Below are 26412 nucleotides of genomic sequence, written 5' to 3' on the forward strand. Positions count from 1 at the left end.
GACTAGCCAAATTGAGACGCCGGACTGTACGATAAGCGGCATGGGCCGAAAACCTGAAGGACCGTTGCGTCGCGGCTGGACGACGGGCGCCTGCGCCACCGCCGCGACGACGGCCGCCTATACGGCGCTGTTGACGGGTGCCTTTCCCGATCCGGTCGAGATCACCCTGCCGAAGGGCGAGCGGCCGAGCTTTCCGCTTGCCCGCGAGGCGCTGACGGAGGACGGCGCGACGGCGGGCGTGATCAAGGATGCGGGCGATGATCCGGACGTGACGCATGGCGCGCTGATCCTGGCGACGGTGCGCCGCGCCGCGCCGGGCAGCGGCATCCGATTCAAGGCGGGCGACGGCGTCGGCACGGTGACCAAGCCGGGCCTGCCGCTGCCGGTCGGCGAGCCCGCCATCAACCCGGTGCCGCGGCGAATGATGACCGAGGCGGTGGAGCGGCTGGCCGCTGCCCACAGTGGGTCCGGCGACGTCGAGATCACGATCACGATCCCGGACGGCCTTGAGATGGCGAAGCATACCTGGAACGGCCGGCTCGGCATCTTGGGCGGCCTGTCGGTGCTGGGCACCACCGGCATCGTCCACCCCTATTCCTGCTCGGCCTGGATCGCCTCGATCCATCGCGGCATCGATGTCTGCCGCGCGAACGGGCTGACCCATGCCGCCGCCTGCACCGGCTCGACCTCCGAGGCCGGGGTGCAGCGGCTCTACCACCTGCCACCATTCGCCTTCATCGACATGGGCGATTTTGCCGGCGGCACGCTGAAATATCTGCGCACGCACCCGCTGCCGCGGCTCACACTCGCCGGCGGCTTCGCCAAGATCTCGAAGCTGGCGGCCGGATTCACGGATCTCCATTCCGGGCGCAGCCAGATCGACCGCGAGGCGCTGGCCGCCGCGCTCGCGGCACTGGGCGCGCCGTCCGCCCAAGTCGAGTCCGCCCGCGGCGCCAACACCGCGAACGAGATCCTCGGCACGGCCGTGGCGGCGGGCCTGCCGCTCGGCGACCATGTCGCGCGGCAGGCGCAGGACCGGGCGCAGGAACTGGTCGACGGCAAGGTCGCGATCGAGGTTGTGATTTTCGACCGGCAAGGCGCACTGGTCGGCCGCGCGGGCTTCGGCTGAGATGCCGCGCGCGCCGTCGAAAGGGAACCAGAGGTCCCGCCGAGTGGTTCATGGACCATCGCAAACAGCCGCTCCCGATCGATCCATGCCGCTGCTATCGGAACGAGACCATCAGAGTCGCGTTCGTTCACGCCCCGCCGCCGGCCGTCGCCGCCTGCTGATCCTCGGCGGCACCGGCGAGGCCGCGGCGCTTGCCGACGCGCTGTCTGCGCATGACAATATCGAGCCGATCACCTCGCTCGCCGGCCGTACGGCTGCACCGGCCGCACCGGCGGGCGCCGTGCGGGTCGGCGGGTTCGGCGGCGTATCGGGCCTGCTCGGCTATCTCCGCACCGAATCGATCGACCTCGTGATCGACGCGACCCACCCCTTTGCGCAGCAGATCACCCGCAACGCGACGATCGCCTGCTGGTCGGCGGAGGTGCCGCTGCTGCGGCTGGAACGCCCGCTATGGCCGCGCCATCCCGACGATATCTGGCACGAGGTGAGCACCCTTGTCGATGCCGCGGCGGCGGTACCGAAGTTCGGCACGCGCGCCTTCCTCACCGTCGGCGCGGGCGAGCTGCAGCCCTTCGCCGGCCTGCCGCAGGTCTGGTTCCTGGTCCGCTTGATCGACGCACCGCCGAACCGCCTGCCGCTCGCGGATTACGAGGTCGTTCTCGGCCGTGGCCCCTTCTCCGCGGCGAAGGAGCTGCGCCTGCTGGACGAACAGCGGATCGACGTCGTCGTGGCGAAGCACAGCGGCGGCGAGGCAACCTACGGCAAGATCGCGGCGGCCCGCGCCCTCGGCCTGCCCGTGATCCTGCTCCACCGCCCGATCCTGCCACCCGCCGAACGGCCGGAAACGGAAGTCGGCACTGTCGACGAGGCACTGGCCTGGGTCGAGGCGCAGCTCACTTGATGCCGCCCACCGCTGATACCGCTCCTGTGAACACCTTCATAGACGCGCGACCGCTGACTGCCATCATGGTCGGTGATCTTCCAAAGATTGCGCTCACCGGCGCAAGCCAACAGGGAGGGAAAGCCATGACTGCTTGGGAAATCCACGGGATGGAGTTCGGCAACTGCAATTGCAGCTATGGGTGCCCGTGCCAGTTCAATGCCTTGCCGACGCACGGCCATTGCCGGGCGATCGGATTCTTCCGAATCGACGAAGGGCATTTCGGCGATACGCCGCTCGATGGCCTGAACATGGCGATCGCCGTCTCATGGCCCGGCCCCGTTCATGAAGGGCACGGGACGATGCAGCCCGTCATCGACGAGAGGGCCGACGAGGCGCAACGGCACGCGCTGCTCAGCATCCTGACGGGAAAGGAAACCGACGAGTTCGCAACCTTCTTCGCGGTCTACTCGGCCATGTGCGACAGGATCCACGATCCGGTCTACACGAAGATCCGAATCGATGCGGACATGGGCGCCCGGACCGCCGACTGCGAGGCCGTCGGCGTCGCAGCCGGCCGGGGCGAGCCGATTCGCAACCCGGTGACCGGCGCCGAGCATCGCGTTGGCATCCTGTTGCCGAACGGCTTCGAATACACGCAGAACGAAGTCGGGCGCGGCTGGTCGGCTTCGTCGGAACCCGTGACGGTGACGCTCGAAGACAGCTATGCCCACTGGTGCGAGCTTCATTTGAACCAACATGGTGTCATACGTTAGAGCACGATCCGATCAAGTTGACTCAAACCTGATCGGTGAATCGTCCTCTAACTCAAGTAATTAGAGGCTGATTCACCGATCACATCGAACCGATGTGATCGGATCAGGCTCTAGTCCGCCGCTCCGTGGTCCAGCGCTCCGCGGTCAGGGCGGAAAGAATGGCGGCGGCGAGCGCGGTCAGGTTCAGGGCCGCGCTCGCCGCGTGCGAATATTCCCACTGGGTGCGCAGTTCGCGCCAGTTGCCCGGCGCCTGCGTCCAATTCATCGTCGCCTGGTTGGCCGGAAAGGTCCAGGTCCAGAAGATGATCTGGGTCCCGGCGATCGCGAGCAGGGCGACAAGGGCCCACAGAAACGGCGTGCGTCGACGCCGGAACATGGCGGCCAGGACAAGATTGGCGAGCAGGGCCCCAACCACGATGAATCCGAACAGGGCCCAGCCGCGGTAAATGCCCTGCACGATGAAATACTGTTCCTGCGGCAGGCCGATTTTGTTCGGCAACTCGAAGAGATGCGCACCGGCCGGAACAAGGGCCAGGGCATTGAACAGGATTGCGAAGAAGTAGGCCGTCTTGAGCCGCATGGATCGGACCTCCGTGCCGTGTCCGGCCGCTCGCACGATATTCGCGCCAGCCTCATCTGTCGATTCGGGACATCCAGGGTGCGACCTGCGCGCGGCCGGCAGCCGCGAGGCCCGCTACGCCGGCTTCTTCAGGCGTCCGCCCAGGAAGACATGGCCGATTCGCGGGTCGGCGAGGACCGCCTTGGCGGTGTCGGCCAGGACGAGCCACCGCTGTTCGAGCACCAGGGCGTCGTCGGAGGCCGCGGCCCGTTCGCGGCCTTCTTACCAACAGGACGCAAACGGAGACAAGAACGGAATCCGGACTGGGCCGGCAGGTGAAGGCTTGGCGGTGCCAGAGCATTATCAATCGCGACGGCGCGCTGTATGGTGCCTGCACAACCATTCGCGCCGCTGGGGACGACTGGGGAGAGAGGAACTTTCATGCCGGATTCGACCATGTTCGACAGCGCGTTCCAGGCGCGCCTGCGCGATCTCCTCGTCTGGCGCCGCGACGTCCGGCGGTTCCGTCCCGATTCCCTGCCCGAGGGCGCGCTGGAACGGCTGATCGAGCTGGCCTGTCTCGCGCCCTCGGTGGGCTTGAGCCAGCCCTGGCGGTTCGTCGAGGTCGCCGGCCCGGCACGGCGCAAGGCGGTGCGGGAGAATTTCGAGGCCTGCAACGCGGCGGCGCTGTCAGCGCAGTCGGGCGAACGCGCCCAGCTATACGCCAGGCTGAAGCTGGCCGGGCTCGACGAGGCGCCGCTGCACTTGGCCGTCTTCGCCGATCGGGGAACGAGGCAGGGCCACGGCCTCGGCCGCCGCACCATGCCGGAAATGGCCGAGTACTCGACGGTGACCGCGATCCACACGCTCTGGCTCGCCGCCCGCGCCGAGGGTATCGGCCTGGGCTGGGTCTCGATCCTCGAGCCGGCGCGGATCACCGCGATTCTGGATATTCCGACCGAATGGCGCTTCATCGGCTATCTGTGCCTGGGCTACCCGCAGGCGGAAGACGACACGCCCGCGCTGGAGCGTGCCGACTGGGAGCGGCGTCGGGCCGCGTCCGACTTCTTGCTGCGCCGCTGAGAGTCAGCGCGCTTTCGGCCGCAGGATGTGCCGATGGTCGGCGTGATAGAGGCGGCTGTCGGTGAAATCCTGATTGTCGAAGACGCGGCCGATGAAGATCAGCGCGGTGCGGGTGATCTTCGTCGCCTTCACGAGGCCGCGGATGGTGTCAAGCGTGCCGCGGATCACCTCCTGGTCCGGCCAGCCGACGCGATAGACAACCACCACCGGGCAATCGGCGCCATAGAGCGGCGTCAGCTCGTTCACCACCAGATGAATGTTGCGGACCGAGAGATGGATTGCGAGCGTCGCGCCGGAAGCGCCGAGCGTCGTCAGATCCTCACCCGCCGGCATCGGCGAGGCTTTGCCGGAGGTGCGCGTCAGGATCACGGTCTGGCTCACCTCGGGCAGGGTCAGCTCCGTCTTCAGCACCGCCGCCGCCGCAGCATAGGCCGAGACGCCGGGCGTGATGTCGTAGGGAATGCCGAGCGCATCGAGCCGGCGCATCTGCTCGGCGATCGCGCCATAGAGCGAGGGGTCACCGGAATGGACCCGGGCGACGTCCCGCCCCGCCGCATGCGCCGCCTCCATATGGCCGATGATCTCGTCGAGGGTCAGCGGAGCGGTGTCGATCACGCTGGCCTCGGCCGGTGCGTAGGCGACGACCCGCTGCGGCACGAGCGAGCCGGCATAGAGCACCACGGGGCAGCGCGCGATCAGGTCGCGGCCGCGCACGGTGATCAGCTCCGGATCGCCCGGCCCGGCGCCGATGAAATGGACAGTCATGCCGAGTCTCCGTTCTTCCGGTCATAGCCGCGCGGCGTGTAGACCCAGGCACCGCCGTCGGGTCGCGGCACCGCGCGCGTCGCGCTGCTGCCGATCAACACCAGGGTCAGCATGTCGACCATCTCGGGATCGAGCGAGTCCAGCGTCGTGACCGTAACCCGCTCGCCCTCGCGGCCGAGATTGCGCGCCAGCACCACCGGCGTCTCCGCCGGGCGCGCCGCGAGCAGGATCTCGCGAGCCGTGGCAAGCTGGGTGCGGCGGCGCTGCGACACCGGGTTGTAGAAGGCGACGACGAAATCGCCGGCCGCCGCCGCCTTCAGCCGCTGCTCGATCACGTCCCAAGGCGTCAGCAGGTCGGAGAGCGAGATCGCGCAGAAATCATGGCCGAGCGGGGCGCCGATCCGTGCGGCCGCCGCTTGCATCGCCGAGATCCCCGGGATGCCGACGATGTCGACCCGCTCCCAATCCGGATCGCCGGACCGTTCGATCTGCTCGTAGACGAGGCTGCCCATCGCATAGATGCCGGCGTCGCCGGAACAGACCAGCGCCACCTCGCGCCCGGCGGCCGCAAGCGCCAGCGCGACACGCACCCGCGCCGTCTCCTCGCCGAGATCGTAACCATGCAGGGGCTTGCCGCGCGTCAGATCGCCGAGCAGGTCGAGATAGAGACGATAGCCGACAAGGTCGGTCGCCGCCTTGAGCGCGGCCGTCGCCTCCGGCGTGCGGGCCGCGGCATCGCCCGGACCGATGCCGACGATGGCGAGGCGGCCACGGGCGCGGCCGATCGCCTCCGGATCGATGATGTGCGGGCTTTGCGCGATCGCGCAGGTGGCGCGCGCGCTGCGGATCTTGGGCAGGACGAGGCGCCCTGCCGCGCCGGCAGCCGCAAGCGCCGCGCCTTCGGCGACACCGTGGCACCCGGTTTCGCGGAACACGAGATCGGAGGGATTGGCGAGGCGCGGCGCCTCCGCCTTCAGGGTCGCGGCGTCGAAGAACCGCGCCGGGACGCCGAGTTCGGCCGCCAGGGCATGGATCGCCGGCTCCGCCGCCTTCAAGGCGATGGAGACGACGCAGGCCACCGACTGCGGCGCAAGACCGGACTCATCGAGGCAGCGACGCGCTAGGCCGATTACCTCCTCCGGCGGCGCGTGGCGCTCGCAGCCGATGCCGAGGGCGAGGGTCGCCGGATGGAGGACTAGGGTTTGCGGGTCGGGAGCGGCGGATCGGTCGGTGACGAGAACGTGACAGCCCCCTCCTCCTTGACGGGCGATGGCTGTGGGGGTGGCCGACTCGGTGAACGGAGCCTTCCGCAACCAGCCACAATCCTCCTCCGCAGCCTCGACCGACAGACCGACCGCTTCACCGGCGAGCAGCGCAGCGGTCACCGGCTTCACCGCCCCCTCGTTCGCCACACGCCAACCGGGCGGCGGCGCGTCGAGCGCCAGACCGAAGCGCCGGTCGCCGGCGGTCGTCACGGCGGCGACGCCATCGAGGATTTCCGCGATCCGCCCTGCGAGATCGTTCGCCCCGTGATGGCCGCCGAGCAGCGGCACCGCGACGCGGCCATCCTCCGCCACGGCGACGACGGGCGGCTCGCTGTGCTTGTCGGCGAGCAGCGGCGCCAAGCTGCGGATCAGCACGCCGGCGGCGCAGACGCCGATGATCGGCTGTCCGGTGCGGAACAGGTCGCGCAGATGCTCGGCTGTTTCGTCGAAGGCGACATCCGCTTCCGCAACGCGTGGCGCGAAGCCATGCAGCTCCGCCCCTGGCAGCGCGGCGGCAATTCGCCGACCTGTCGCGAGGCCGCTCGGCCCTAGAACCACAATCGCAATCATCGCCATGCGTCGCCCCGGCTGTGCACCAGCACCATGGAGAAGTAGGGCGCCCCCTCGCCGGTCACCTCGGCGAGCGGCAGGATGCGCTGCCTGTCCAGCGTCGCCCGCTCGATATAGCGGGCGCGCTCGACCATGCCGAGCGCGTCCAGGATCCGGCGCAGCTTGCCGAGATGGCGGCCCACCTTGATGACCGCCGCCGCCTCGCTGGCAACCAGCCGGGCGCGAAGCTCGTCCTCAGGCAGCGGTGCCGGAATCACCGTCAGCGTGTCGTTGCGGGCGGCGAGCGGCGCGCCGGAGGCGTCGGCACAGGCCATCAGCGACGAGACGCCGGGCACGACCCGCACCGGACAGCGCGCGATCAGCCGCGCATAGAGATACATGAAGGAGCCATAGAAGAACGGATCGCCCTCGCACAGCACGGCGACATCGCGCCCCGCCGCCGCGTGATCGGCGATACGGACCGCGGCGCGGTCGTAGATGTTCCCCTTCGGGAACTGGCCGTCGCCGATCGGCATGCGGATCGCGATCTCCTCCTGCCCGCCCGGCAGATGCGGCGAGACGATCGCACGGGCGAAGCTGTCACCCTCCTCCGGCGCGGGATAGGCGATCACCGGCGCCGCGCGCAGCAGCCGCACCGCCTTCAGCGTCAACAGCTCCGGATCGCCCGGCCCGACGCCGAGGCCCCAAACGGTGCCGCTCATGGCTTCACCGCCGCGAACTGCGTGACCGGCATCAGCGGTCGCCAGCCGCTGAAAGGGCCGACCGGCTCGGCGCGGCTGACGGCGAGCCGGGTGAGCGTGCCACCAATCTCGTCGCGCAACGCAATCAGCCGTCCCTCCCCTTCGACCGTCACGACGTTCACGACAAGTCGCCCGCCGCACGGCAGTGCCGCCCAGCAGCGTTCCGCCAGCCCCGGCATGGTCACTCCGCCGCCGATGAAAACGGCATCGGGCGACGGCAGGTCGGCAAGCGCCGCCGGCGCGGCGCCAACGACGACCTGCAGCTGCGGCACGCCGAGGGTTACGGCGTTCTCGGTGATCATGGACACCCGCTCTGCATCGCGCTCGACGGCTACGGCGCGGAGCGAGCGGCCGCAGCGCAGCCACTCGATCGCGATGGAGCCGCAACCAGCGCCGATGTCCCAGAGACGCTGGCCAGGTAGCGGCGCCAGCGCCGCGACCGTCATTGCCCGGATCTCACGCTTGGTGAGCTGCCCGTCATGGCGGAATGCCTCGTCGGACAGGCCGGGCGTGTGCGGACGGATCACCGCATCGGGCCCCGCCATGCATTCGACGGCGACGGTGTTGAGGTCGCCGACCTGCGCCGCCGTCCAAGTCTCGGCGGTCGCCGCTACATGGCGCTCTGCCGCGCCGCCCATATGTTCGAGCGCGACGACGCGACTCGCCCCATAGCCGAGTTCGACCAGCGCCTTGGCAACCGTTGCCGGCGTCGTCCCGTCATGGCTCAGCAGCAGCAGCCGCGCGCCCGGCGCCACCGCGCCGTTCAGCAGCGCCAGCGGTCGGCCATGTAGGGTCAGGCACTCGGTCTCGGCGAGCGGCCAGCCCAGGCGGGCGCAGGCGAGGCTGAAGGCGGACGGCGCCGGCAGGATCAGCATTTCCTCCAGCGGCACGGCGCGGGCGAGCGTCACGCCGACGCCGTACCACATCGGATCGCCGGTCGCGAGCACGACCACGCGGCGGCCGCGCCAACGCAGGATCTCTTCCACCGTCAGCTTCAGCGGCGAGGCCCAGCTCATGCGCTCGGCGCCGCCCTCCGGCACCATCGCCAGATGCCGCGCGCCACCGACCAGCAGCTCCGCCTGGTCGATAAGCTCGCGAGCGAGAGCCGGGAGCGTCGCCAACCCGCCCTCGTCCAAACCAACGATCGAAAGCCAGCGGGTCATGATGACGTCGCCTCCGGCAGGAGCAGCGCGTTGACGGCTGCTGCGGCGAGCGCGCTGCCGCCGCGCCGGCCACGCAAGGTCAGATAGGGCACGCCGAGCTCGGCGGCGATCAACGCCTCCTTGGACTCCGCGGCGCCGACGAAACCGACGGGAAAGGCGAGAATTGCTGCCGGCCGCAAGCCGCCGCCTTCGATCAGCTCGATCAGATGAAAGAGCGCGGTCGGCGCGTTGCCGATCGCGACGACGGCGTCGGCCAAGCGGTCGCGCCACAGCTCGACCGCGGCAGCCGACCGCGTCGTACCGAGCCGCTGCGCGAGCGCCGGCACCTGCGGATCGTCGAGCGTGCAAAGCACGTCATTCGCTGCCGGCAAACGACGCCGCATGATACCCGACGCCACCATTGCCGCGTCGCAGAAGACCGGCGCACCATCGGCAAGCGCCGCCTGGGCCGCCTCCGGCAGATCCGGCGTGAAGGCGAGGTCGGCGGCGATATCCGGCATGCCGCAGGCATGGATCAGCCGCACTGCGACAGCGGCGACCGCCGGCGGCAGATGATCCAGCTTCGCCTCGGCGCGGATCAGCGCGAAGGACTGCCGATAGATCGCGTCGGGATCGCGGAGATATTGATAGGCGGCGGAGCTTTCGCTCTCTCCCCGCCCCTCCCCCGTCGAGGGGGAGGGAGCGGCGGCGCGTCTGCCTGCCGTCATCTCACTCCGCCGCATCGGGATTGCGCCGCTGCGGCCCATGCGGGTGATCGGCATGAGGATGCGGCGGGTGATGATAGTGATGACCGTGAGTGTGGTCATGGTGGTGGTGATCATGCCCGTGATGGTGATGCCCGTCCCCGGCATGGTCGGAGTCGGTGCCGATCCCTTCGACGTGATGGTGGTGACTTTCCTGTGCCAGACCCACCTCGGCCTCGAAACCCAGCACCTGCTCGCGATATTTGCAGAGCTGACAGTTCATGTTGTTCTCGCCCGCGAGGATCTCCTGTACCCGCTCGGCAAAGGCGTCGAGCACCAGCGGATGGTCGTTCAAATAGCCGGCCTTGAGGAACTCGATCTCCGGGTGGCGCGCCGCGATCTCGTCCGTGACGCGGTAGATCCGCTTGACGAGAACGCCAGTGAACAGGAAGTACGGAAAGACGATGATGCGGTGATAACCGAGCTTCACCGCATGCTCGAGACCCGGCGCCACCAGCGGGAAGGTCACGCCGCTGTAGCAGACCTCGGCCCAGCCGAAGCCCATACCCTCCCACAGCATGCGGGCGATCTTCGAGACGTTGGAGTTCGCATCGGGGTCCGAGGTGCCGCGACCGACCACGACCAGCAGGGTCTCATCCCGTGGTACCTTCCGGTTCGAGAGCTTCTCCGCCTCCTCGACCCGCTGCCCGGCCGCGCGCAGCAGCTTGAGGTCGACGGCCAGCTCGCGGCCATAGTCGATCGTCAATCCCGGATGCTGCGCCCGATAGGTGTTCAGCACCGAGGGGATATCGTTCTTGGCGTGGCCGGCCGCGAGTAGCATGCCGGGCACGGCGAGAATCCGCGTGACCCCCTTCCCGCGCAGCTCGTCGAGCCCGTCACGGATGATCGGCCGGGCGAACTCCAGGAATCCGCTACTCACCGGAAAATGCGGCAGACGCTGGGCGATACCGGTCGCCACCGCCGCGAACTCCCGCACCGCCTCGTCATCGCGACTGCCATGGCCGCAGACCATCACGCCGATCTTGCTCATTCGATTTCTCCCGAAGGCGGGACCGATGTCCCGCAATATCCCTTTGACGCGCGCCGCAGCTGCAGAACAAGCTGCGCCGCATGCTTGCCTCCGCTGCTTCCGACCCACTCCTCATCCTGCTCGTCGCGATCGCGCTCGACGCGGTCATCGGCGACCCGCCCTGGCTTTATCGCGCCCTGCCCCATCCGGTCGTCCTCATCGGCCGGACGATCGGCCGTCTCGATGGGCGGCTGAATCGTCCGGGCGCCGCCGACTCGGTCCGCCGGACGCGCGGCATCCTCGCCGTCCTCGTCATAGTCGGCGGCACCGTAACTATCGGCTGGGCGGTCGCAGCCGCGCTCGCGCGCCTGCCGTTCGGCTGGGCGCTGCAAGCGCTGATCATGAGCAGCCTGATCGCTCAGCACAGCTTGTACATACATGTCGCCATGGTCGCCCGCGGGCTCGCGCGCGACGGGCTCGCCGGCGGTCGCGGAGCGGTGGCACAGATCGTCGGGCGCGACCCGGAGAGCCTGGACCAGCCGGGCGTTGCCCGCGCCGCGATCGAGTCGCTGGCCGAGAACTTCTCCGATGGTGTCGTGGCGCCGGTGTTCTGGGCGGCGCTGTTCGGCCTGCCCGGTCTGCTCGCCTATAAGGCGATCAATACCGCTGACAGCATGATCGGCCACCGGACGCCGCGTCACGCCGCCTTCGGCTGGGCCGCGGCGCGTCTCGATGACGTCGCCAATCTGATCCCAGCACGTTTGGCTGGCCTGCTGATCACCGGCGCGGCGCTGCTGGTCCCGCGGGCGCGGGCCGGCAACGCGTTTCGTGCCATGTGGCGCGACGCGCCCAGGCACCGCTCGCCCAATGCCGGCTGGCAGGAGGCGGCGATGGCCGGCGCGCTCGGCCTCGCCCTTGCCGGTCCGCGCCGCTATGGCGGCCGGGTGGTCGAGGATGCCTGGATGGGCGCCAGCGGACGGACCGACGCCGGCCCGGCGGACATCCGGCGCGCGCTCCGCCTCTACCTCATGGCCTGCCTGCTGCAGGCGGCGCTGATCGGCATGATTGCCGGCGCATGATGGCTTCTGCTCAGCCCGCACGAGCGATCTCCAATATACGGTCGAGGTCGAGATGCGCCGCGAGATGGTCGGCGAGCGCGTCAAGGATCGTCTCGATCTCCTGTTCATAAGCAACGCCGCTGACCGCGCGCGCGCGAATCCGGTTCAGAAAGGCATGTCGGAATCCGTCGGCCGCGAATAGGCCATGGACATAGCAGCCGAGCACCCGGCCGTCCTTCGACTGCGCCCCCTCCGAGCGGTCCTCGCCAAGACGCAGCATCGGCCGAGCGAGGGCGGGTCCGTGGGTGCGACCGATATGCATTTCGTAGCCGATCACCGATTCGCCGGTCGCGATGTCGCGGCCGCTGACCGCGACCAGCGTCTTGTCGCCGGCGAGTTCGGTTTCGAGAGCGAGCAGGCCGAGGCCGTCGACCGCGCCGGCCGGGCCTTCGACGCCATCCGGATCGGCGAGGCGGCGGCCCAGCATCTGATAGCCGCCGCACAGACCCAGCACCCAGCCGCCGCGCCGCAGATGCGCGCGCATGTCGATGTCCCAACCCTCGGCGCGAATCATCGCGAGATCAGCGATCGTCGATTTGGAGCCGGGCAGGACCACGAGATCGGCGTCGCCCGGCAATGGCTGCCCGGGCGGTACCATCTCAATCGAGACGTCCGGCTCGGCGCGCAGCGGATCGAGATCGTCGAAATTGGCGATGCGGGCCAGCATCGGCACCGCGATCTTCAACGCGCCTGCATCGTTCTTCGCATAGCCGGAAAGCGCCATGGCGTCCTCCGCCGGGAGGCGCCCTGCCGCCGCGAAGAACGGCACGATGCCGAGGCTCGGCAGGGCGGTGCGCGCGCCGATCGCGGCGATGCCGTCGTCGAACAGCCGGACGTCGCCGCGGAACTTGTTGATCACATAGCCCTTGAGCCAGGCCCGATCCGGTGCGTCGAGCAGCGCATAGGTACCGACGATGCTGGCGATGACGCCGCCGCGATCGACGTCGCCCACCAGAAGAACCGGAACCTTCGCCGCGGCGGCAAAGCCCATATTCGCGATGTCACGGTCCCGGAGGTTCACCTCGGCCGGGCTGCCGGCGCCCTCGACCAGCACGAGGTCGGCGCCGCCGCGCTGCCGCGCGAAGCTGTCCAGCACCGCCGGCAGGAACGTCGCCTTGAGCGTCTGATAGTCGCGCGCCTTGGCCGTGCCCCAGACGCGGCCCTGCAGCACCACCTGAGCGCCGATCTCGCTCTGCGGCTTCAGCAACACCGGGTTCATATGGACGCTGGGCTCTACGCCGCAGGCGCGCGCCTGCAAAGCCTGGGCGCGACCGATCTCGCCGCCGTCCGCCGTGACCGCCGCGTTGTTCGACATGTTCTGCGGCTTGAACGGCCGCACCGCGAGGCCGCGCCGGCTATAGGCGCGCGCCAGCCCGGCGACGATCAGCGACTTGCCGACATCGGACCCGGTGCCCTGGAACATGATCGCGGCGGCGGTCATCGTTGCCCTAAAACTCGATCCCCGGCTGCGCCTTCACGCCTTCCCGGAAGGGATGCTTGACCATCGTCATCTCGGTGACGAGGTCGGCGAGGTCGATCAGCTCCGGCTTGGCGTTGCGACCGGTGACGACGATGTGCAGGTCCCTCGGCTTGTTCCGGAAGACCTCCAGCACCTCGTCAAGCGGCAAGTAGTCGTAGCGCAGGACAATGTTCAGCTCGTCCAGCAGGATCAGCTTGAAGGTCGGATCGGCGATCATCCGCTTCGCCTCGTCCCAGGCGGCGCGCGCCGCCTGGATATCGCGGGCGCGGTCCTGCGTCTCCCAGGTGAAGCCCTCGCCCATCGTGCGGATCGACACCAGCTCGGGAAAGCGCTCCAGCGCCGCACGCTCGCCGGTCTGCCAGCGGCCCTTGACGAACTGCACGATGCCGACCCGGAAGCCGTGGCCAAGGCAGCGCATCACCAGGCCGAAGGCGGCCGAGGACTTGCCCTTGCCCTTGCCGGTATGGACGATCAGCAGGCCCTTTTCGATGGTCTTCGTCGCCATCATCCGGTCGCGCGCTTCCTTGCGCCGACGCGCCTTCTCGTTGGCGCGCTGGTTGATCTCATCCTCGCTCAGGATCTCGTCGGTCATGCGCATTCTCCCTGCCGTCGATAGGCCAGCTCCGCGAGCCGGCCATAGGCCGCGTTCGAGCGCGGCCGCCACAATCCGCGCTCCTGCGCCTCGATCAAGCGCTCCGCCATCTCGCGGGCGGCATCCGGATTGGCATCGAGCATGAAGGCGCGCACCGCGTCGTCGGCGACATAAGCGTCGAACACGGCGTCGAAATGGTGGTCGGCGACGCAATCGGCGGTCGCGGCGAAGGCGAACAGGTAATCGACCGTCGCCGCCATCTCGAAAGCGCCCTTATAGCCGTGGCGCATCACGCCGCGAATCCATTTCGGATTGACCACGCGGGCGCGGACGACCCGGGCGATCTCCTCGTCCAGCGTGCGGATCTTCGGGTTTTCCGGTCGTGAATGGTCGTTGTGGTAGATCGCCGGCCGCCGGCCGGTCAGCTCGCGCACCGCCGCCGCAAGCCCGCCCTCGAACTGGTAGTAGTCGTCGCTGTCGAGCAAATCATGCTCGCGGTTGTCCTGGTTGTGCAGCACGCCCTCGACCTTGGCGAGTCGCGTCTCGAACAGCCGATGCTCCGCCGCCCCCGCCGCGCCGTCGCCATAGGCATAGCCGCCCCAGGCGATGTAGGCGCGGGCGAGGTCGGCCGCGCTCTCCCAGCCGCGCTCGTCGATCAGCGCCTGGAGGCCGGCGCCATAGGCGCCCGGCTTCGAGCCGAAGACGCGGAAGCCGGCGCGGCGCTTTGCCGCTTCGGACGAAAGTCCAGTCGCGACCAGCGCCTCCGCGTCCTGGCGAACGCGCTCGGCAAGCGGGTTCATCGCCGGCGGCTCGTCGAGCGCGGCGACGGCGCGGGCGGCGCTGTCGACCAAGTCGATCTGCGCCGGGAAGGCGTCGCGGAAGAAGCCGGACACGCGCAGCGTCACATCGACCCGCGGCCGGTCGAGCACGGAGAGCGGCAGGATCTCGAATCCGTTTACCCGGCCGGAGCCCGCATCCCAAGTCGGCCGCACACCCATTAGCGCCAGCGCCTGCGCGATGTCGTCGCCGCCGGTGCGCATGTTGGCCGTCCCCCAGGCCGAGAGCGCCAGCGCCTTCGGCCAGGCGCCATGCTCCTGGCGATGGCGGTCGAGCAGCAGGCTCGCCGATTTCCAGCCGAGCAGCCACGCGGTCGCGGTCGGCACGGTGCGGGTGTCGACGGAGTAGAAGTTGCGGCCCGTCGGCAGCACGTCGAGACGGCCCCGCGTCGGCGCGCCGGACGGGCCCGGCGCAACGAAGCGGCCGTCGAGTCCGGCGAGCAGCCCAGCGATTTCGGAGTCTCCGCAGGACTGCACGGTGGGACGCAGGTCGGTGTCGATAAAGGCGAGCACGGCCCGCGTCGCGGTCCAGGTCGGTTCGGGTTGAGTCTCACCGGCGACCAGACGCTGCGCCAGGAGTTCCAGACGCTCGACGGTGTCGCCGTGGGTGCGCCAAGCGCCCGGAGAAGTGAGTTCAAGCGCCGTCGGTCGCGGCTCGGTCCAGGGCTGCGCCATCTCGGCGGCGAGCGGATCGAATCCCTCGGAACAGAGGCCGAGATCCTGCGCCAGCGCGCGGATCAGGGATGTGTTCACCCCCTCGCCCTTGCCGCGCGGCAGGCGGGTCAGCGCGACCAGCAGATCGGTGAGCTGATCGCCGCCCGGCGACTCGCCGAAGATGTGCAGGCCGTCGCGGATCTGCAGCTCCTTCAGCTCGCAGAGGTGATTGTCGAGCTTGCCGAGCGCGGTCTGCGCGTCCTCATCGCGGGCGATGCCGCAATCTTTGTCGAGGCCGGTGGTCGCCGCTAGCTCCAGAATCTGCTCGCGCAGCACACGGCAGCGCCGCGGGTCGAGGCCCGCCGCCTCGTAATATTCATCGACGAGCCGCTCGAGGTCGCGCAGGGGACCGTAGCTCTCCGCCCGCGTCAGCGGCGGGGTCAGGTGATCGATTATCACCGCGGCGGTCCGACGCTTCGCCTGGCTGCCCTCGCCGGGGTCGTTGACGATGAAGGGATAGAGATGCGGCAGGGGCCCCAGCGCCGCCTCGGGATAGCACTCGGCCGAGAGCGCCAGCGCCTTGCCCGGCAACCATTCGAGATTGCCGTGCTTGCCCATATGGACCACAGCATGGACGTCGACCGCGCGCCGCAGCCAGGCATAGAAGGCGAGATAGCCATGCGGCGGCACGAGATCGGGGTCGTGATAGCTGCGTGCCGGATCGATGTTGTAGCCGCGCGCCGGCTGGATTGCGACGATGACCCGGCCGAGACGAAACGCCGGCAGGCGGAAGCCGTCATCCTCGAAGAACGGATCGTCCTCGGGCTGGCCCCAGCGCGCCGTGACCGCCGCACGCACGGCTTCCGGCAAATCGTCGAAGAACGCCCGGTAGGCGGACAAGGCAAAAGGCTCCCCGCCTGCCCGCGCACCGCTGTTGGTCGGGCCGGCGAGGAGGCGGGCGATCAGCGCGGCGCCGTCGGCCGGTGGATCCGCGACGTCGTAGCCGGCGGCCCGCATCGCGGCGAGGACGCGCACGGCGCCGGCCGGTGTGTCGAGCCCGACGCCGTTGCCGATGCGGCCATCCCGGTTCGGGTAGTTCGCGAGGATCAGCGCGACACGGCGCTCGGCTGCCGGCGTCGTCCGCAGCCGCGCCCAGGCGGCGGAGAGCGCGGCGCTGTAGTCGACCCGGTCGGGCACCGGCTCGTAGGTGACGATCGGGCATTCAGTCGCGGCGTCGAACCGCGCCTCGGCCTTGAAGGAGACGGCGCGGCCGAGGATCCGGCCATCGACCTCCGGCAGGGCGACATGCATTGCGATGTCGCGGGCCGAGAGCCCCTGCGCCCCGTCGCGCCATGCGGCTTCCGACCCGCCAGAGAATACGACCTGAAGCACCGGACAGTCGGCGGCGTCGAACGGTGTCTCGGCGCGGCTCGCACCCGGCTGCGACACCGCGAAGGCAGTGGCGTTGAGGATCACGGCCGGCGGAGCCTCGGCCAACAGCGCGCGCAGGGTATCGGCCGCAACAGCCTCCTTCAGGCTGGTGGTGTAGATCGGCAGTGGATTGAGTTCCTGCCGCTGAAGCGCCGCGACCAGGGCATCGATCACCGCAAGGTTCGCGCCCTGCAGCAGCGCCCGATAGAAGACGAGCGCCGCCACCGGCGCGTCGGCGCGCCAATGCGCCCGAAGATCGGCGAGGCTCGGCCGATCGATCCCCGGCCAGTAGAGGCCGGCACGTAGGAGAGCGGCCGGCTCGCGCCATGGTCTTTCGCGACCGATCAGGGTACCGGCATAAGCGAGCAGACTGGCGGCATTCTCAACACCGCCCTGGACGCAATATTGCCAGAGGCGATGCGCGGCTTCCTGCGGCATCGTCGTCAGCGCGGCCAGCTCCGGATCGGGCTGATCGTCGCCCGGCAGCACCGCGAGCGGAATACCGCACCGCCGACAGGTCTCCGCCACCTGCTCGATGCCGTAGGACCAGTAGCGGACGCCGCCGAGCAGGCGGACGATCACCAGCCGCGCCTCTGCGATCACCGTCTCGACATAGCCGTCGACCGACAGATTGTGCGCGAGGAACATCAGATTGGCGAGGCGCAGGCTCGGTCCGTCCTCCGCAACGCGCGCCTGCGCCGTGGAAAGGCAGGCGAGTTCCGTGTCGGCCGCTGACAGGAAGACGATGTCGCCCGGCGTCTGGCCGAGATCGACGGCCTCGCTGCCGTCGGCGATCACCCCCGGTTTGGCGGCGAGCAGATGCATCAGCGACGCCTCGGCATGGCGCGACGACGGTAGGAGCGGGTTTCAAACCCGCCCCTATGGCGGCACCGATCCTGCTTCATGATGCTCCGCCGATGGCGGCGGTGATGGCGTCACGGTCGAGACCCTGAAGGCCGATCACGACGAGGCGTCCGTCGCGCGCTTCATCCGCGCCCCAGGGGCGGTCGTAATAATGCTGCAGGCGGCTGCCGACGCCCTGCAGGACCAGCCGCATCTCCTTGCCCATCACCGGCAGGAAGCCCTTCACCCGCAGGATGTCATGATGCTCGATCACCGGCAGCAGCCGCGCGATCAGCGCCTCGGGCGAGGCGATCGGCGGTAGTGCGATCGGGAAGCTCTCGAACTCGTCATGGTCATGGTCGGCGTCGGGATCGTCATGATGCGACGGCCGCGCGTCGAGATCGTCCTCGACCGCCGCGCCGAGGCCGAGCAGCACCGCCGCATCGATCGCGCCGTAGGAGGCCGAGACGACTTTGACCGCGCGGGTGAGCTCGGCACCGATCGCCGCTTCCGCCGCCGTGCGGGCGGTGTCGTCGAGCTGGTCGAGCTTGTTCAGGACGACGAGGTCGGCACAGCTCAACTGGTCCTCGAACAGCTCCTCGAGCGGGCTGTCGTGATCAAGGGCGTCGTCGGCCGCCCGCTGCGCGGCGACGGCCTCCGGATCGCCGGCGAAGCGGCCGGCGGCGACCGCAGGCCCGTCGACGACCGCGATGACGCCGTCGACGGTGACGCGGGTCCGGATCTCCGGCCAGTTGAACGCCTTGACCAGCGGCTTCGGCAGGGCGAGGCCGGAGGTCTCGATCACGATATGGTCGGGCGGGTTCGGCCGGTTGATCAGCATCTCGATCGTCGGCAGGAAATCGTCGGCCACCGTGCAGCAGATGCAGCCGTTCGCCAGCTCGATCATGTCGTCTTCCGGGCAGCCTTCGATCCCGCAGCTCTTCAGGATCTCGCCGTCGACGCCGATATCGCCGAACTCATTAATGATCAGCGCCAGCCGCTTGCCGTTGGCGGTACGCAGCAGATGCTGGATCAGGCTGGTCTTGCCGGCGCCGAGAAAGCCGGTGACGACGGTGGCGGGAATTTTCTGGGTCATCGGTCCGAATCGGTTGTTGTTGCGGGTGCGGCGGTGGTGTTCTTGAGCGCGAGAGGCAACCCCGCGGCGACGAAATAGACGCGGTCGGCCGCTTCGGCGATGGCCTGATGCAGGCGCCCGGCGGCGTCGCGGAACGCCCGCGCCAGCGCGTTGTCGGGCACGATGCCGAGGCCGACTTCATTCGAAACGAAGACGACAGGCCCGCGAAGTTGCGGCAATTCCGCGACCAGACGCGACGTCTCCGCCGCGGGATCGCGTCCAGCGCCCATGAGATTGCTGAGCCAGAGGGTGAGACAATCGACCAGCACCGCCCGGCCGTTCGCGGATACAAGAGCATCAGCAAGATCCAACGGCGCCTCGATCGTCGCCCAATCGGCGCCGCGGCGGGCCAGGTGCTGCCGAATCCGTTCGGCCATCTCGGCATCGCCCGCCTCCGCCGTCGCCAGATAGACGCGGGGGCCGGGATGCGCCGCGACAAGCCGCTCGGCGAAGCGGCTCTTGCCCGAGCGCGCGCCGCCCAGCACCAGAGTGACGGGCGCCAAGCTCTCGGAAGCGGAGATTTGCCCGCGGACAGCGAGCGATGGGTCTGTCATCAAGCCTCTCCTCCCACCGAGGATGCGGTTGCAGGATCGGCTGAGGAGGTCTCCTGGCTCGGGGTCTCCGACCGACGGCGCCTTCCCAGCCTTTCAGCCAGTGGCGCGTTGCCCGGTTTCCCGAGCCGCCGTCAGCCTAACCGCTCACAGTTGCGGGGGCAGCGCCGGACTGGTCATCCACTCAAACACGAGCAGGTAACGGCACCGGCTTCCCTGATCTCAGCCAGCGGCGACGCTACAGCATGGGGGCGGCTTTGACCAGAGGCTTGCACCTCATCCGCAATCCGTGGCACGGGAGCGGCGCGACGAAGGAGAGAATGTGACGGCGATGGACGCGACCGGGAACGATTTGCATCATGGCGGCAACCTCGCCGCCGCCGAGGAGCGGTTCGGCCGTCCGCGGCAGGGCTGGCTCGATCTGTCGACCGGGATCAACCCGGCGGCCTATCCCCTGCCCGCGCTGCCGCCGGAGGCATGGGCGCGCCTGCCGGATGGCGCGCAGATCGCGGCGCTGCTCGCGGCGGCGCAAGACCATTACGGAGTGCCCGATCGCGGCTGCATCGTTGCGGCGCCGGGCTCGCAGGCGCTGATCCAATGGCTGCCGCGCTTGATGCATTCGCCCGCCACCGATACGACGGTGGCGGTCCTCACGCCGACCTATGGCGAGCATGCCCGAAGCTGGGCGGGTGCCGGCTTTGCCGTCGATCCGGTCGCGGATTTTTCGGCCGTCACGGACCGGCATACGATCGTCGTTCTCGCCAACCCGAACAATCCGGATGGCCGGCAGATCGCGCCGGACCGGCTGCTCGCCCTCGCCGGCCGGCTGGCCGCGCGCGGGGGGCTGCTGGTGGTGGACGAGGCCTTCGCCGACCTGACGCCGCGTCTCAGCTTGGCTAGTGCGGCCGGCCGGCCGGGGCTCGTGATCCTGCGTTCCTTCGGCAAGTTCTTCGGCCTCGGCGGACTGCGGCTCGGGTTCGCGCTCGGACCCGCGGCCCTGATCGACCGCCTTGCCGACGCTCTTGGTCCCTGGCCCGTCAGCGGCCCCGCAACGCGAATCGGCGCGGCGGCCCTGACCGATTCGGCATGGATCGCGATGACGCGACAGGCTCTGGCAAACGCAACACAGCGTCTCGATGCGTTGCTCACCGGCGCGGGCCTGTCGCTCGTCGGCGGGACCGACCTGTTCCGCCTCGTCGAGCACCCGGCCGCGCCGACACTGTTCGAGCGGCTCGGCCGTGCCGGCATTCTGGTCCGGGACTTTCCCGAGCGGCCGCGCTGGCTGCGCTTCGGCATCCCGACCGAATCCGGTTTCGACCGGCTGTCGGAGTCGCTGAATGGCTGGACGAGCCACAAGGATCGCAACGCCTCGGACGTTCGCGCCTAGGACGATCCGCCTTCGGGCAATGGTAGAAAGCAGCGCCCGGTTCGGGGCGCAATAGCGGTCGCCCTGATCGACCATGCCATCCTCGCCCCAACCCTACGCCGTTGGTTATGAGGACTGAGCCGTCACAGGCGCAATCAATATTACTTAAAACACCCTAAAATTTGATACTCGTTCCGAGCGGCTCTCGTAACCCGATATTTACCGTTATGCAGCAATACAACACATTATCGCATCAAGATTATGGCTCTCAGCGTTTTGGCTTAACCGATGGACCGAAAAAAACTCCCCGGATTCTTGAGACTACAATGCGAATTTCTTTTTACACTTAGTCGATACTGTCACTTAGGAAGAAACCAGAACACAGAAGCCGAAAAGCGGAATACGCCCGCATGATAACCAGAGGGATTCAAATCCTTCCGCGGCGACTGCTTGCCATTGCCCTGATCGTCATCGGCGTCGGAGTTCAGAATGCCTCGTGGGCCGCCGACACCATCGAGAGAACCGGCGACGTCATTCAGGTCCTGCTTCCGACAGCCGCATTCGGGGCGACGTACTACATGGATGATCTGCCGGGCCGCGGCCAATTCTACAAATCATTCCTCACGACGTTCGCCGTAACCCACAGCCTCAAATACCTCATCGACAAGAAACGCCCGGACGGCGGCGATCACGCTTTTCCATCCGGCCACACCGGGGCCGCGTTCCAGGGGGCCGCGTTCATACAGCGTCGATATGGATGGGTGTATGGGCTGCCCGCCTATCTTGGGGCCTCATTCGTCGGCTACAGCCGAATTCACGCGGACAAGCATGACCTTACCGACGTCTTGGCCGGCGCGACGCTCGGGATCGTCACCAACATACTCTTCACCACGACCTATAACAGCTATTCCGTCACACCCTCCGTGAATGACGGCGTCTATGGGGCGATGATCCGGATCCGCTGGTAGTCGCGGCCGGCCGGGCGGCCGGTCTCAGCCCGGCATCGGAAACCGGATCCTGACCTTCAGGCCGGGGTGGTTGTCCTCCAGGCTGAGCGTGGCATTGTGCAGCCGGGCGATAGCAGCGACGAGGCTGAGGCCGAGGCCACTGCCCGGCGTCGATCGGCTGGGATCGAGACGGACGAAGCGCTCGAGCACACGCGATCGGTCGCTCGCCGGGATGCCCGGCCCGTCATCGGCGACGACAAGTTCCGGGCGGCCGTTCCCCGGTTCTACCGTCAGGCTGATCCGCCGCCCCGGCCCCGCATATTTCACCGCATTGTCGATGAGGTTCGCGATCGCCTGGAACAGAAGCTGGCGATTGCCCGAAACGAGCGCCGGCCCCAGCAGCCTGGTTTCGAGAAAGAGGCCGCGCTCCTCGACCAGCGGCTCGTAGAGTTCGGCGACGTCACGCGCGACAGCTTCGAGGTCGACCGGCACCATATCGCCGCGACCGGCCCCCGCCTCCGCATCGGCGATGGAGAGCAGAGCGTTGAAGGTGGCAAGCAGCTGATCGGCTTCGGTCACTGCCTGCTCGACGGTTTCGCGTCGTGGATCGGATTCGTCCATTCCGGCGAGTGCCGATTCCAGGCGGTTCCTCACCCGCGTCAGCGGGCTGCGCAGATCATGGGCAATATTGTGGGTGACGGTGCGCATGCTGCCCATCAGCCGATCGATCTCATCGAGCATCGCATTCAGGTTCTCGGTAAGGCGATCGAACTCGTCGCCCCCGGCACGCCCCCCGGCCCGCCCCGGGATCCGGTGTTTGAGCTCGCCGCGCATGATGCGTTCGGCCGCGCTGTTGATCGATTCGATCCGGCGCAGCGTGTTACGGCTCATCACTAGGCCGACGACGAGGCCGAGGCAGAGGGTGATCGCGACCGACCAGATCAGCGCCTCGACGATCGCCCGCCGGAACCGCTCTTGCGTCCGCATGTCCTGGCCGACAAGAAGATGATAGCCGCCTGGAAGCACGGCATGCAGCGCCTTCGCGAGATAGACCTCCGGCTCGCCGAGCAGCTGCCGCTCGATCGGGAAGGTCAGCCAGGGGCCGTCCTGCTCGACAAGGGGCGGCCAGCCGGTGCCGTTCCCCGCGATCGGCCGGAACTGCGGATCGGTCAGGAGATAGATGTTGTCGCCGACCCGGTTCGGCTGCGCCCGCGCGAGGATCGCCGCCGCCAAGCCGCGCAGCCCGGTCGCGGCATAATGATCCTGCAGGCTCGCCATGTTGGCGGCGATGCTCTGCTCCCGCTCGCGGGCGATCAGAACGCTGGTGGTGCCATAGATGAACGCGAAGAGCACGAGGCTCGACGCGCTGAACAGCACCGCATAGAGCAGCGCCAGCCGGAAGGTCGTGGTCCGAAAGAACCTATGGAGCCGCACGGATGCAATATCCCGCGCCGCGCACGGTATGGAGCAGCGGCGCCTCGAAGCCCTTGTCGATCTTCTGGCGCAGGCGGCTGATATGCACGTCTATCACATTCGTCTGCGGGTCGAAGTGATAGTCCCAGACGTTTTCGAGCAGCATGGTCCGGGTCACCACCTGACCGGCATGGCGCATCAGATATTCGAGCAGCCGGAACTCCCGCGGCTGCAGCTCGATCAGCGTGCCGCCGCGCCGGACGGTGCGGGCGAGTAGGTCCATCTCGAGATCGCCGACGGTCAGCCGGGTCTCCGGGCCGGACCCGCCGCGGCGGCGCAGCAGGGATTCGACCCGCGCCAGCAGCTCGGAGAAGGCGAAGGGCTTGGTCAGGTAATCGTCGCCGCCGGCCCGCAGACCGCTGACCCGGTCGTCGACCTGACCGAGAGCGCTGAGGATCAGGATGGGCGTCTGGATGTTCGCAGCGCGCAGCGCCTGGATCAAGGACAAGCCGTCGAGTGCCGGCAACATGCGATCAACGATGGCGGCATCGTAGTCACCACTGGTCGCGAGAAAGAGACCGTCGCGGCCGGTCGCGGCATGATCGACGACATAGCCGGCCTCGTTCAGCCCCTTGACCATGAAGGCGGCCGTCTTCTCGTCGTCCTCTACCACCAAGATGCGCATGTAGCTGGCGCGCCTTCATCATCGTTCCGAGTGCGAGCCTACTGAAATTGCCGACGCGGGTCCAACCGCCGCGATCTCCCCTGTCACCCCTCCTGTCCCACGGGCATGGGCGCGACAAACCGGCATCGGAACCGTTGCTCGATCAGAATTGTTGATCCTGCTCAATAGTCCCCTCCCTTAAGGAGCCGACGCCGATGGAGCAGGACGCATCGACCCTTCCACAAACAGCGCCGAACAGTGTCCAACAAGTCAAGCACCATTTAGAAAACATCATAACTCCCTCCGGCAAAGAGACTTCCGCCGATCTCATCTGTTTCTCCCACCTTCGATGGCACTTTGTATATCAAAGGCCACAGCATTTAATGTCGCGCTTTGCCCACACTATGCGTGTCTTCTTCTTTGAAGAGCCGGTATCCACCGAGCAGGCGGCACCTTTTCTCGAGATTGGCACAACCCCGTGCGGTGTCACCGTCGTCGTTCCACACCTTCCAGCGCATCTCGACAACGTCGGCGCAGTCGCATGCCAGCGAAAGCTGCTGGACCAGCTCTGCGACGAATACAAGATCCACCACCCGATCCTCTGGTACTACACGCCGATGAGCGGTGCGTTCTCAGCGCATCTCGGCTCGGCGCGCGTCGTCTATGACTGCATGGATGAACTGTCGGGGTTTCGCGCCGCGCCGCCGGAACTTCTGCAACAGGAGCAGGATCTCTTTCGCCGTGCCGATGTGGTTTTCACCGGCGGCTACAGCCTCTACGAGGCAAAGCGTCCGTGCCATCCGCATGTCCACGCGTTTCCAAGCGGCATCGATGCCGACCACTTCCGCAAGGCTCGGAGCCGCCTGCCCGAGCCCGCGGACCAAGCGCCGATTCCCCACCCGCGAATCGGCCATTACGCTGTGCTCGATGAACGCCTCGACACCGCGTTGATCGATGAAGTCGCTAAAGTGCGGCCGAACTGGGAATTCATCCTCATCGGGCCGGTGGTGAAGATCGATCCGGCCGAGCTGCCGAAGCGGGCGAACATCCATTATCTCGGTCCGAAGAGCTATGACGAGTTGCCCGCCTATCTGGCCGGGTGGGACATGGCGATGATGCCGTTCGCATTGAACGAGGCGACGCGCTTCATCAGCCCGACCAAGACCCCGGAGTATCTCGCTGCGGGAAAGCCCGTCGTTTCGACGCCCATCACCGATGTCGTGCGCAGCTACGGCGATGCGGGTCTCGTACGCATTGCGCGTGATCCGGCCGAGTTCATGGCCGCCATCGACCAGCAACTCAGCGAGGCAGGCCGGCAGCGTACCTGGCTCAAGAAGGTCGATCGCGTGTTGCAGGAGATGTCCTGGGACCGCACCTGGGCAGAGATGAAGGCTCTGATCGCATGAGGCGCGAGCATGGTAATGGGAAGGAGCCGTCCGAGGAGATGCCGCCCGGGCACGGCTCCAACGGCCGCGACGGATCAGTACGATCGGCGCTCCAATGGCGGAGCAACGGCCGGAATTTCGACTATCTGGTCGTCGGCGCCGGATTCGCCGGCAGCGTCATTTCGGAACGGCTGGCGGCCGGCCTCGGCAAGCGCGTATTGCTGATCGACCGTCGCCCCCATATCGGCGGCAATGCCTATGATCACTACAACGACAACGGCATTCTCATTCATCGCTATGGGCCGCATATCTTCCACACGAATTCACGAGAGGTTGCGGATTATCTTTCGCGCTTCACGAGATGGCGACCCTATGAACATAAGGTGCAGGCACATGTCGACGGGATGCTGCTTCCGATCCCGATCAATCTCACGACGATCAACCGACTTTACGGCCTCACGCTGAACTCCGAACAGGCGGAAGCATTCCTGGCGGCGCGCGCCGAACCGGTGGACGATGTGCGCAGCTCCGAAGACGTGGTCATCAGCCGGGTCGGGCGAGAACTCTACGAAAAGTTCTTCCGTGGCTACACGCGCAAGCAATGGGGTATCGACCCCCGCGAGCTCGACAAGACGGTAACGGCTCGCGTTCCGACGCGGACTACCGAGGACGATCGATACTTTTCAGATAGCTTCCAAAACATGCCGCTGCACGGCTTCACGCGGCTGTTCGAGAACATGCTCGACCACCCGAATATCCGGATCATGCTGAACACGGACTATCGGGATGTCGGGCGAGCAGTGACGTACGAAGCTGCTATCTTCACCGGTCCGATCGACGAATTCTTCGACTATCGCTTCGGCAGGCTGCCGTACCGATCACTGCGGTTTCAACATGAGACGCTCGATCAGAAGATGGTTCAGCCGGTCGCAGTCGTGAACTACCCGTCGGAGCAGGTCCCCTATACCCGGATCACGGAATACAAGCATCTGACCGGGCAAGCGCACCGAAAAACGAGCATATCCTACGAGTTCCCGACGGACGGCGGAGACCCATACTATCCCGTACCGAAGTCGGAGAACCTGCAGCTCTTCAAGAAATATGAAGCCCTGGCGGACAGGACGCCAAACGTCCAGTTCGTGGGCCGTCTTGGATCCTACAGGTACTACAATATGGATCAGGTCGTGGGTCAGGCCTTGGCGCTCTATCGCAGGATGAGCGGAAGCCGCACGCGACCGGCCATTCTCCACGAAACCGCGAATCTCAGTCCAATGACGGCAGCAAGTTCATGATCAGGGAAGCACTCGATGTCGCCGAATGAACTCAAAGGCCCAGCAAGGCTGATTCTGTCGGA

23 protein-coding genes and 1 riboswitch are annotated in these 26412 nt (G+C 67.6%); of the genes, 9 read left to right on the plus strand and 14 right to left on the minus strand.

What is annotated here, in order from left to right; genetic code table 11:
- Positions 1–40: 40 nt before the first annotated feature.
- The 3 genes from DT069_RS03685 (at position 41) to DT069_RS03695 (ending at position 2785) form a co-directional block, all read left to right on the plus strand.
- Entirely contained in the window at positions 41–1129 is a 1089-nt protein-coding gene (locus tag DT069_RS03685; RefSeq protein ID WP_119458936.1) for a cobalt-precorrin-5B (C(1))-methyltransferase, read from the plus strand.
- A gap of 85 nt (positions 1130–1214) precedes the next feature.
- On the plus strand, positions 1215–2030 hold the full coding sequence (locus tag DT069_RS03690) for a cobalt-precorrin-6A reductase (RefSeq protein ID WP_119458937.1): 816 nt from the start codon (positions 1215–1217) through the stop codon (positions 2028–2030).
- A gap of 125 nt (positions 2031–2155) precedes the next feature.
- Positions 2156–2785 carry a DUF1326 domain-containing protein gene (locus DT069_RS03695; protein WP_119458938.1) on the plus strand — a complete coding sequence of 210 codons (630 nt, stop codon included), beginning with the start codon at positions 2156–2158 and terminating at the stop codon, positions 2783–2785.
- 103 nt (positions 2786–2888) lie between these two features.
- On the opposite strand, the gene DT069_RS03700 is transcribed toward DT069_RS03695, so the two are convergent.
- Positions 2889–3365: a DUF1772 domain-containing protein gene (locus tag DT069_RS03700; protein ID WP_119458939.1), complete on the minus strand. Its 477-nt coding sequence runs from the start codon at positions 3363–3365 to the stop codon at positions 2889–2891.
- A 420-nt stretch (positions 3366–3785) separates the two neighbouring features.
- On the opposite strand from DT069_RS03700, the gene bluB reads away from it, so the two are divergent.
- Positions 3786–4427 (plus strand): 5,6-dimethylbenzimidazole synthase, encoded by a 642-nt coding sequence (gene bluB / locus DT069_RS03705; RefSeq protein ID WP_119458940.1) that lies wholly within the window; start codon positions 3786–3788, stop codon positions 4425–4427.
- 3 nt (positions 4428–4430) lie between these two features.
- Here the strand turns inward: bluB and cobM are convergent, their stop codons facing one another.
- The 6 genes from cobM to DT069_RS03735 are packed head-to-tail and all read right to left on the minus strand — an operon-like array spanning position 4431 to position 10664.
- Positions 4431–5192 carry a precorrin-4 C(11)-methyltransferase gene (gene cobM, locus DT069_RS03710; protein ID WP_119458941.1) on the minus strand — a complete coding sequence of 254 codons (762 nt, stop codon included), beginning with the start codon at positions 5190–5192 and terminating at the stop codon, positions 4431–4433.
- A complete protein-coding gene (gene cobJ, locus DT069_RS03715; RefSeq protein WP_119458942.1) occupies positions 5189–7033 on the minus strand; it encodes a precorrin-3B C(17)-methyltransferase in 1845 nt (614 codons plus the stop codon). The genes cobM and cobJ overlap by 4 nt, the downstream gene beginning before the upstream one ends.
- Entirely contained in the window at positions 7024–7728 is a 705-nt protein-coding gene (gene cobI / locus DT069_RS03720) for a precorrin-2 C(20)-methyltransferase (RefSeq protein ID WP_119458943.1), read from the minus strand. The genes cobJ and cobI overlap by 10 nt, the downstream gene beginning before the upstream one ends.
- Positions 7725–8930, minus strand: a complete 1206-nt coding sequence (cbiE, locus tag DT069_RS03725) for a precorrin-6y C5,15-methyltransferase (decarboxylating) subunit CbiE (RefSeq protein WP_119458944.1) — start codon at positions 8928–8930, stop codon at positions 7725–7727. The genes cobI and cbiE overlap by 4 nt, the downstream gene beginning before the upstream one ends.
- Entirely contained in the window at positions 8927–9736 is an 810-nt protein-coding gene (locus DT069_RS03730; RefSeq protein WP_425449982.1) for a precorrin-8X methylmutase, read from the minus strand. Before DT069_RS03730 ends, cbiE begins: the two co-directional genes overlap by 4 nt.
- Positions 9639–10664: a sirohydrochlorin chelatase gene (locus DT069_RS03735; RefSeq protein WP_119458945.1), complete on the minus strand. Its 1026-nt coding sequence runs from the start codon at positions 10662–10664 to the stop codon at positions 9639–9641. The genes DT069_RS03730 and DT069_RS03735 overlap by 98 nt, the downstream gene beginning before the upstream one ends.
- A gap of 80 nt (positions 10665–10744) precedes the next feature.
- On the opposite strand from DT069_RS03735, the gene cbiB reads away from it, so the two are divergent.
- Entirely contained in the window at positions 10745–11722 is a 978-nt protein-coding gene (gene cbiB, locus DT069_RS03740) for an adenosylcobinamide-phosphate synthase CbiB (RefSeq protein WP_119458946.1), read from the plus strand.
- 10 nt (positions 11723–11732) lie between these two features.
- Here the strand turns inward: cbiB and DT069_RS03745 are convergent, their stop codons facing one another.
- The 5 genes from DT069_RS03745 to cobU all read right to left on the minus strand — a co-directional run bounded on the left by DT069_RS03745 (position 11733) and on the right by cobU (position 19286).
- Positions 11733–13202, minus strand: coding sequence for a cobyric acid synthase (locus DT069_RS03745; protein ID WP_119458947.1), 1470 nt, complete (start codon positions 13200–13202; stop codon positions 11733–11735).
- A gap of 7 nt (positions 13203–13209) precedes the next feature.
- Positions 13210–13833, minus strand: a complete 624-nt coding sequence (gene cobO / locus DT069_RS03750; protein WP_119458948.1) for a cob(I)yrinic acid a,c-diamide adenosyltransferase — start codon at positions 13831–13833, stop codon at positions 13210–13212.
- On the minus strand, positions 13830–17579 hold the full coding sequence (gene cobN, locus DT069_RS03755) for a cobaltochelatase subunit CobN (protein ID WP_119458949.1): 3750 nt from the start codon (positions 17577–17579) through the stop codon (positions 13830–13832). Before cobN ends, cobO begins: the two co-directional genes overlap by 4 nt.
- Before the next feature lie 76 nt (positions 17580–17655).
- Positions 17656–18693, minus strand: a complete 1038-nt coding sequence (gene cobW, locus DT069_RS03760) for a cobalamin biosynthesis protein CobW (protein WP_119458950.1) — start codon at positions 18691–18693, stop codon at positions 17656–17658.
- Positions 18690–19286 (minus strand): bifunctional adenosylcobinamide kinase/adenosylcobinamide-phosphate guanylyltransferase, encoded by a 597-nt coding sequence (gene cobU / locus DT069_RS03765; RefSeq protein ID WP_119458951.1) that lies wholly within the window; start codon positions 19284–19286, stop codon positions 18690–18692. The genes cobW and cobU overlap by 4 nt, the downstream gene beginning before the upstream one ends.
- A 46-nt stretch (positions 19287–19332) precedes the next feature.
- A riboswitch (cobalamin riboswitch) is annotated at positions 19333–19501 on the minus strand.
- A gap of 113 nt (positions 19502–19614) precedes the next feature.
- On the opposite strand from cobU, the gene cobD reads away from it, so the two are divergent.
- Both cobD and DT069_RS03775 read left to right on the plus strand, forming a co-directional pair.
- A complete protein-coding gene (gene cobD, locus DT069_RS03770; RefSeq protein WP_119458952.1) occupies positions 19615–20670 on the plus strand; it encodes a threonine-phosphate decarboxylase CobD in 1056 nt (351 codons plus the stop codon).
- A 389-nt stretch (positions 20671–21059) separates the two neighbouring features.
- The gene (locus DT069_RS03775) at positions 21060–21617 is read left to right on the plus strand and encodes a phosphatase PAP2 family protein (protein ID WP_119458953.1); all 558 of its coding nucleotides are present in this window, start codon (positions 21060–21062) and stop codon (positions 21615–21617) included.
- 24 nt (positions 21618–21641) lie between these two features.
- Here DT069_RS03775 and DT069_RS03780 read toward each other — a convergent pair whose 3' ends face one another.
- Positions 21642–23030 carry a sensor histidine kinase gene (locus DT069_RS03780; RefSeq protein WP_119458954.1) on the minus strand — a complete coding sequence of 463 codons (1389 nt, stop codon included), beginning with the start codon at positions 23028–23030 and terminating at the stop codon, positions 21642–21644.
- On the minus strand, positions 23017–23694 hold the full coding sequence (locus DT069_RS03785; protein ID WP_119458955.1) for a winged helix-turn-helix domain-containing protein: 678 nt from the start codon (positions 23692–23694) through the stop codon (positions 23017–23019). The genes DT069_RS03780 and DT069_RS03785 overlap by 14 nt, the downstream gene beginning before the upstream one ends.
- Before the next feature lie 194 nt (positions 23695–23888).
- Between DT069_RS03785 and DT069_RS03790 the strand changes: the two genes are divergently transcribed.
- Both DT069_RS03790 and glf read left to right on the plus strand, forming a co-directional pair.
- Positions 23889–25079: a glycosyltransferase family 1 protein gene (locus DT069_RS03790; protein WP_119458956.1), complete on the plus strand. Its 1191-nt coding sequence runs from the start codon at positions 23889–23891 to the stop codon at positions 25077–25079.
- A complete protein-coding gene (gene glf, locus DT069_RS03795) occupies positions 25076–26350 on the plus strand; it encodes a UDP-galactopyranose mutase (RefSeq protein ID WP_425449983.1) in 1275 nt (424 codons plus the stop codon). The genes DT069_RS03790 and glf overlap by 4 nt, the downstream gene beginning before the upstream one ends.
- Positions 26351–26412 lie beyond the last annotated feature (62 nt).

This window comes from Virgifigura deserti, from assembly GCA_003576685.1.
GTDB classification, from domain to species: Bacteria; Pseudomonadota; Alphaproteobacteria; order Dongiales; family Dongiaceae; genus Virgifigura; species Virgifigura deserti.

Coding starts and splice junctions, on each gene's coding strand:
- cobD (WP_119458952.1), top strand. CDS start 19,615: ATGGACGCGACCGGGAACGATTTGCATCATGGCGGCAACCTCGCCGCC.
- cobM (WP_119458941.1), bottom strand. CDS start 5,192: ATGACTGTCCATTTCATCGGCGCCGGGCCGGGCGATCCGGAGCTGATC.
- bluB (WP_119458940.1), top strand. CDS start 3,786: ATGCCGGATTCGACCATGTTCGACAGCGCGTTCCAGGCGCGCCTGCGC.
- cobN (WP_119458949.1), bottom strand. CDS start 17,579: ATGCATCTGCTCGCCGCCAAACCGGGGGTGATCGCCGACGGCAGCGAG.
- DT069_RS03690 (WP_119458937.1), top strand. CDS start 1,215: ATGCCGCTGCTATCGGAACGAGACCATCAGAGTCGCGTTCGTTCACGC.
- DT069_RS03785 (WP_119458955.1), bottom strand. CDS start 23,694: ATGCGCATCTTGGTGGTAGAGGACGACGAGAAGACGGCCGCCTTCATG.
- glf (WP_425449983.1), top strand. CDS start 25,076: ATGAGGCGCGAGCATGGTAATGGGAAGGAGCCGTCCGAGGAGATGCCG.
- cobW (WP_119458950.1), bottom strand. CDS start 18,693: ATGACCCAGAAAATTCCCGCCACCGTCGTCACCGGCTTTCTCGGCGCC.
- DT069_RS03695 (WP_119458938.1), top strand. CDS start 2,156: ATGACTGCTTGGGAAATCCACGGGATGGAGTTCGGCAACTGCAATTGC.
- cobO (WP_119458948.1), bottom strand. CDS start 13,833: ATGACCGACGAGATCCTGAGCGAGGATGAGATCAACCAGCGCGCCAAC.
- DT069_RS03735 (WP_119458945.1), bottom strand. CDS start 10,664: ATGAGCAAGATCGGCGTGATGGTCTGCGGCCATGGCAGTCGCGATGAC.
- cobU (WP_119458951.1), bottom strand. CDS start 19,286: ATGACAGACCCATCGCTCGCTGTCCGCGGGCAAATCTCCGCTTCCGAG.
- DT069_RS03775 (WP_119458953.1), top strand. CDS start 21,060: ATGATAACCAGAGGGATTCAAATCCTTCCGCGGCGACTGCTTGCCATT.
- DT069_RS03790 (WP_119458956.1), top strand. CDS start 23,889: ATGGAGCAGGACGCATCGACCCTTCCACAAACAGCGCCGAACAGTGTC.
- cobJ (WP_119458942.1), bottom strand. CDS start 7,033: ATGGCGATGATTGCGATTGTGGTTCTAGGGCCGAGCGGCCTCGCGACA.
- DT069_RS03730 (WP_425449982.1), bottom strand. CDS start 9,736: ATGACCACACTCACGGTCATCACTATCATCACCCGCCGCATCCTCATG.
- DT069_RS03745 (WP_119458947.1), bottom strand. CDS start 13,202: ATGACCGCCGCCGCGATCATGTTCCAGGGCACCGGGTCCGATGTCGGC.
- cbiE (WP_119458944.1), bottom strand. CDS start 8,930: ATGACCCGCTGGCTTTCGATCGTTGGTTTGGACGAGGGCGGGTTGGCG.
- cbiB (WP_119458946.1), top strand. CDS start 10,745: ATGCTTGCCTCCGCTGCTTCCGACCCACTCCTCATCCTGCTCGTCGCG.
- DT069_RS03685 (WP_119458936.1), top strand. CDS start 41: ATGGGCCGAAAACCTGAAGGACCGTTGCGTCGCGGCTGGACGACGGGC.
- DT069_RS03700 (WP_119458939.1), bottom strand. CDS start 3,365: ATGCGGCTCAAGACGGCCTACTTCTTCGCAATCCTGTTCAATGCCCTG.
- cobI (WP_119458943.1), bottom strand. CDS start 7,728: ATGAGCGGCACCGTTTGGGGCCTCGGCGTCGGGCCGGGCGATCCGGAG.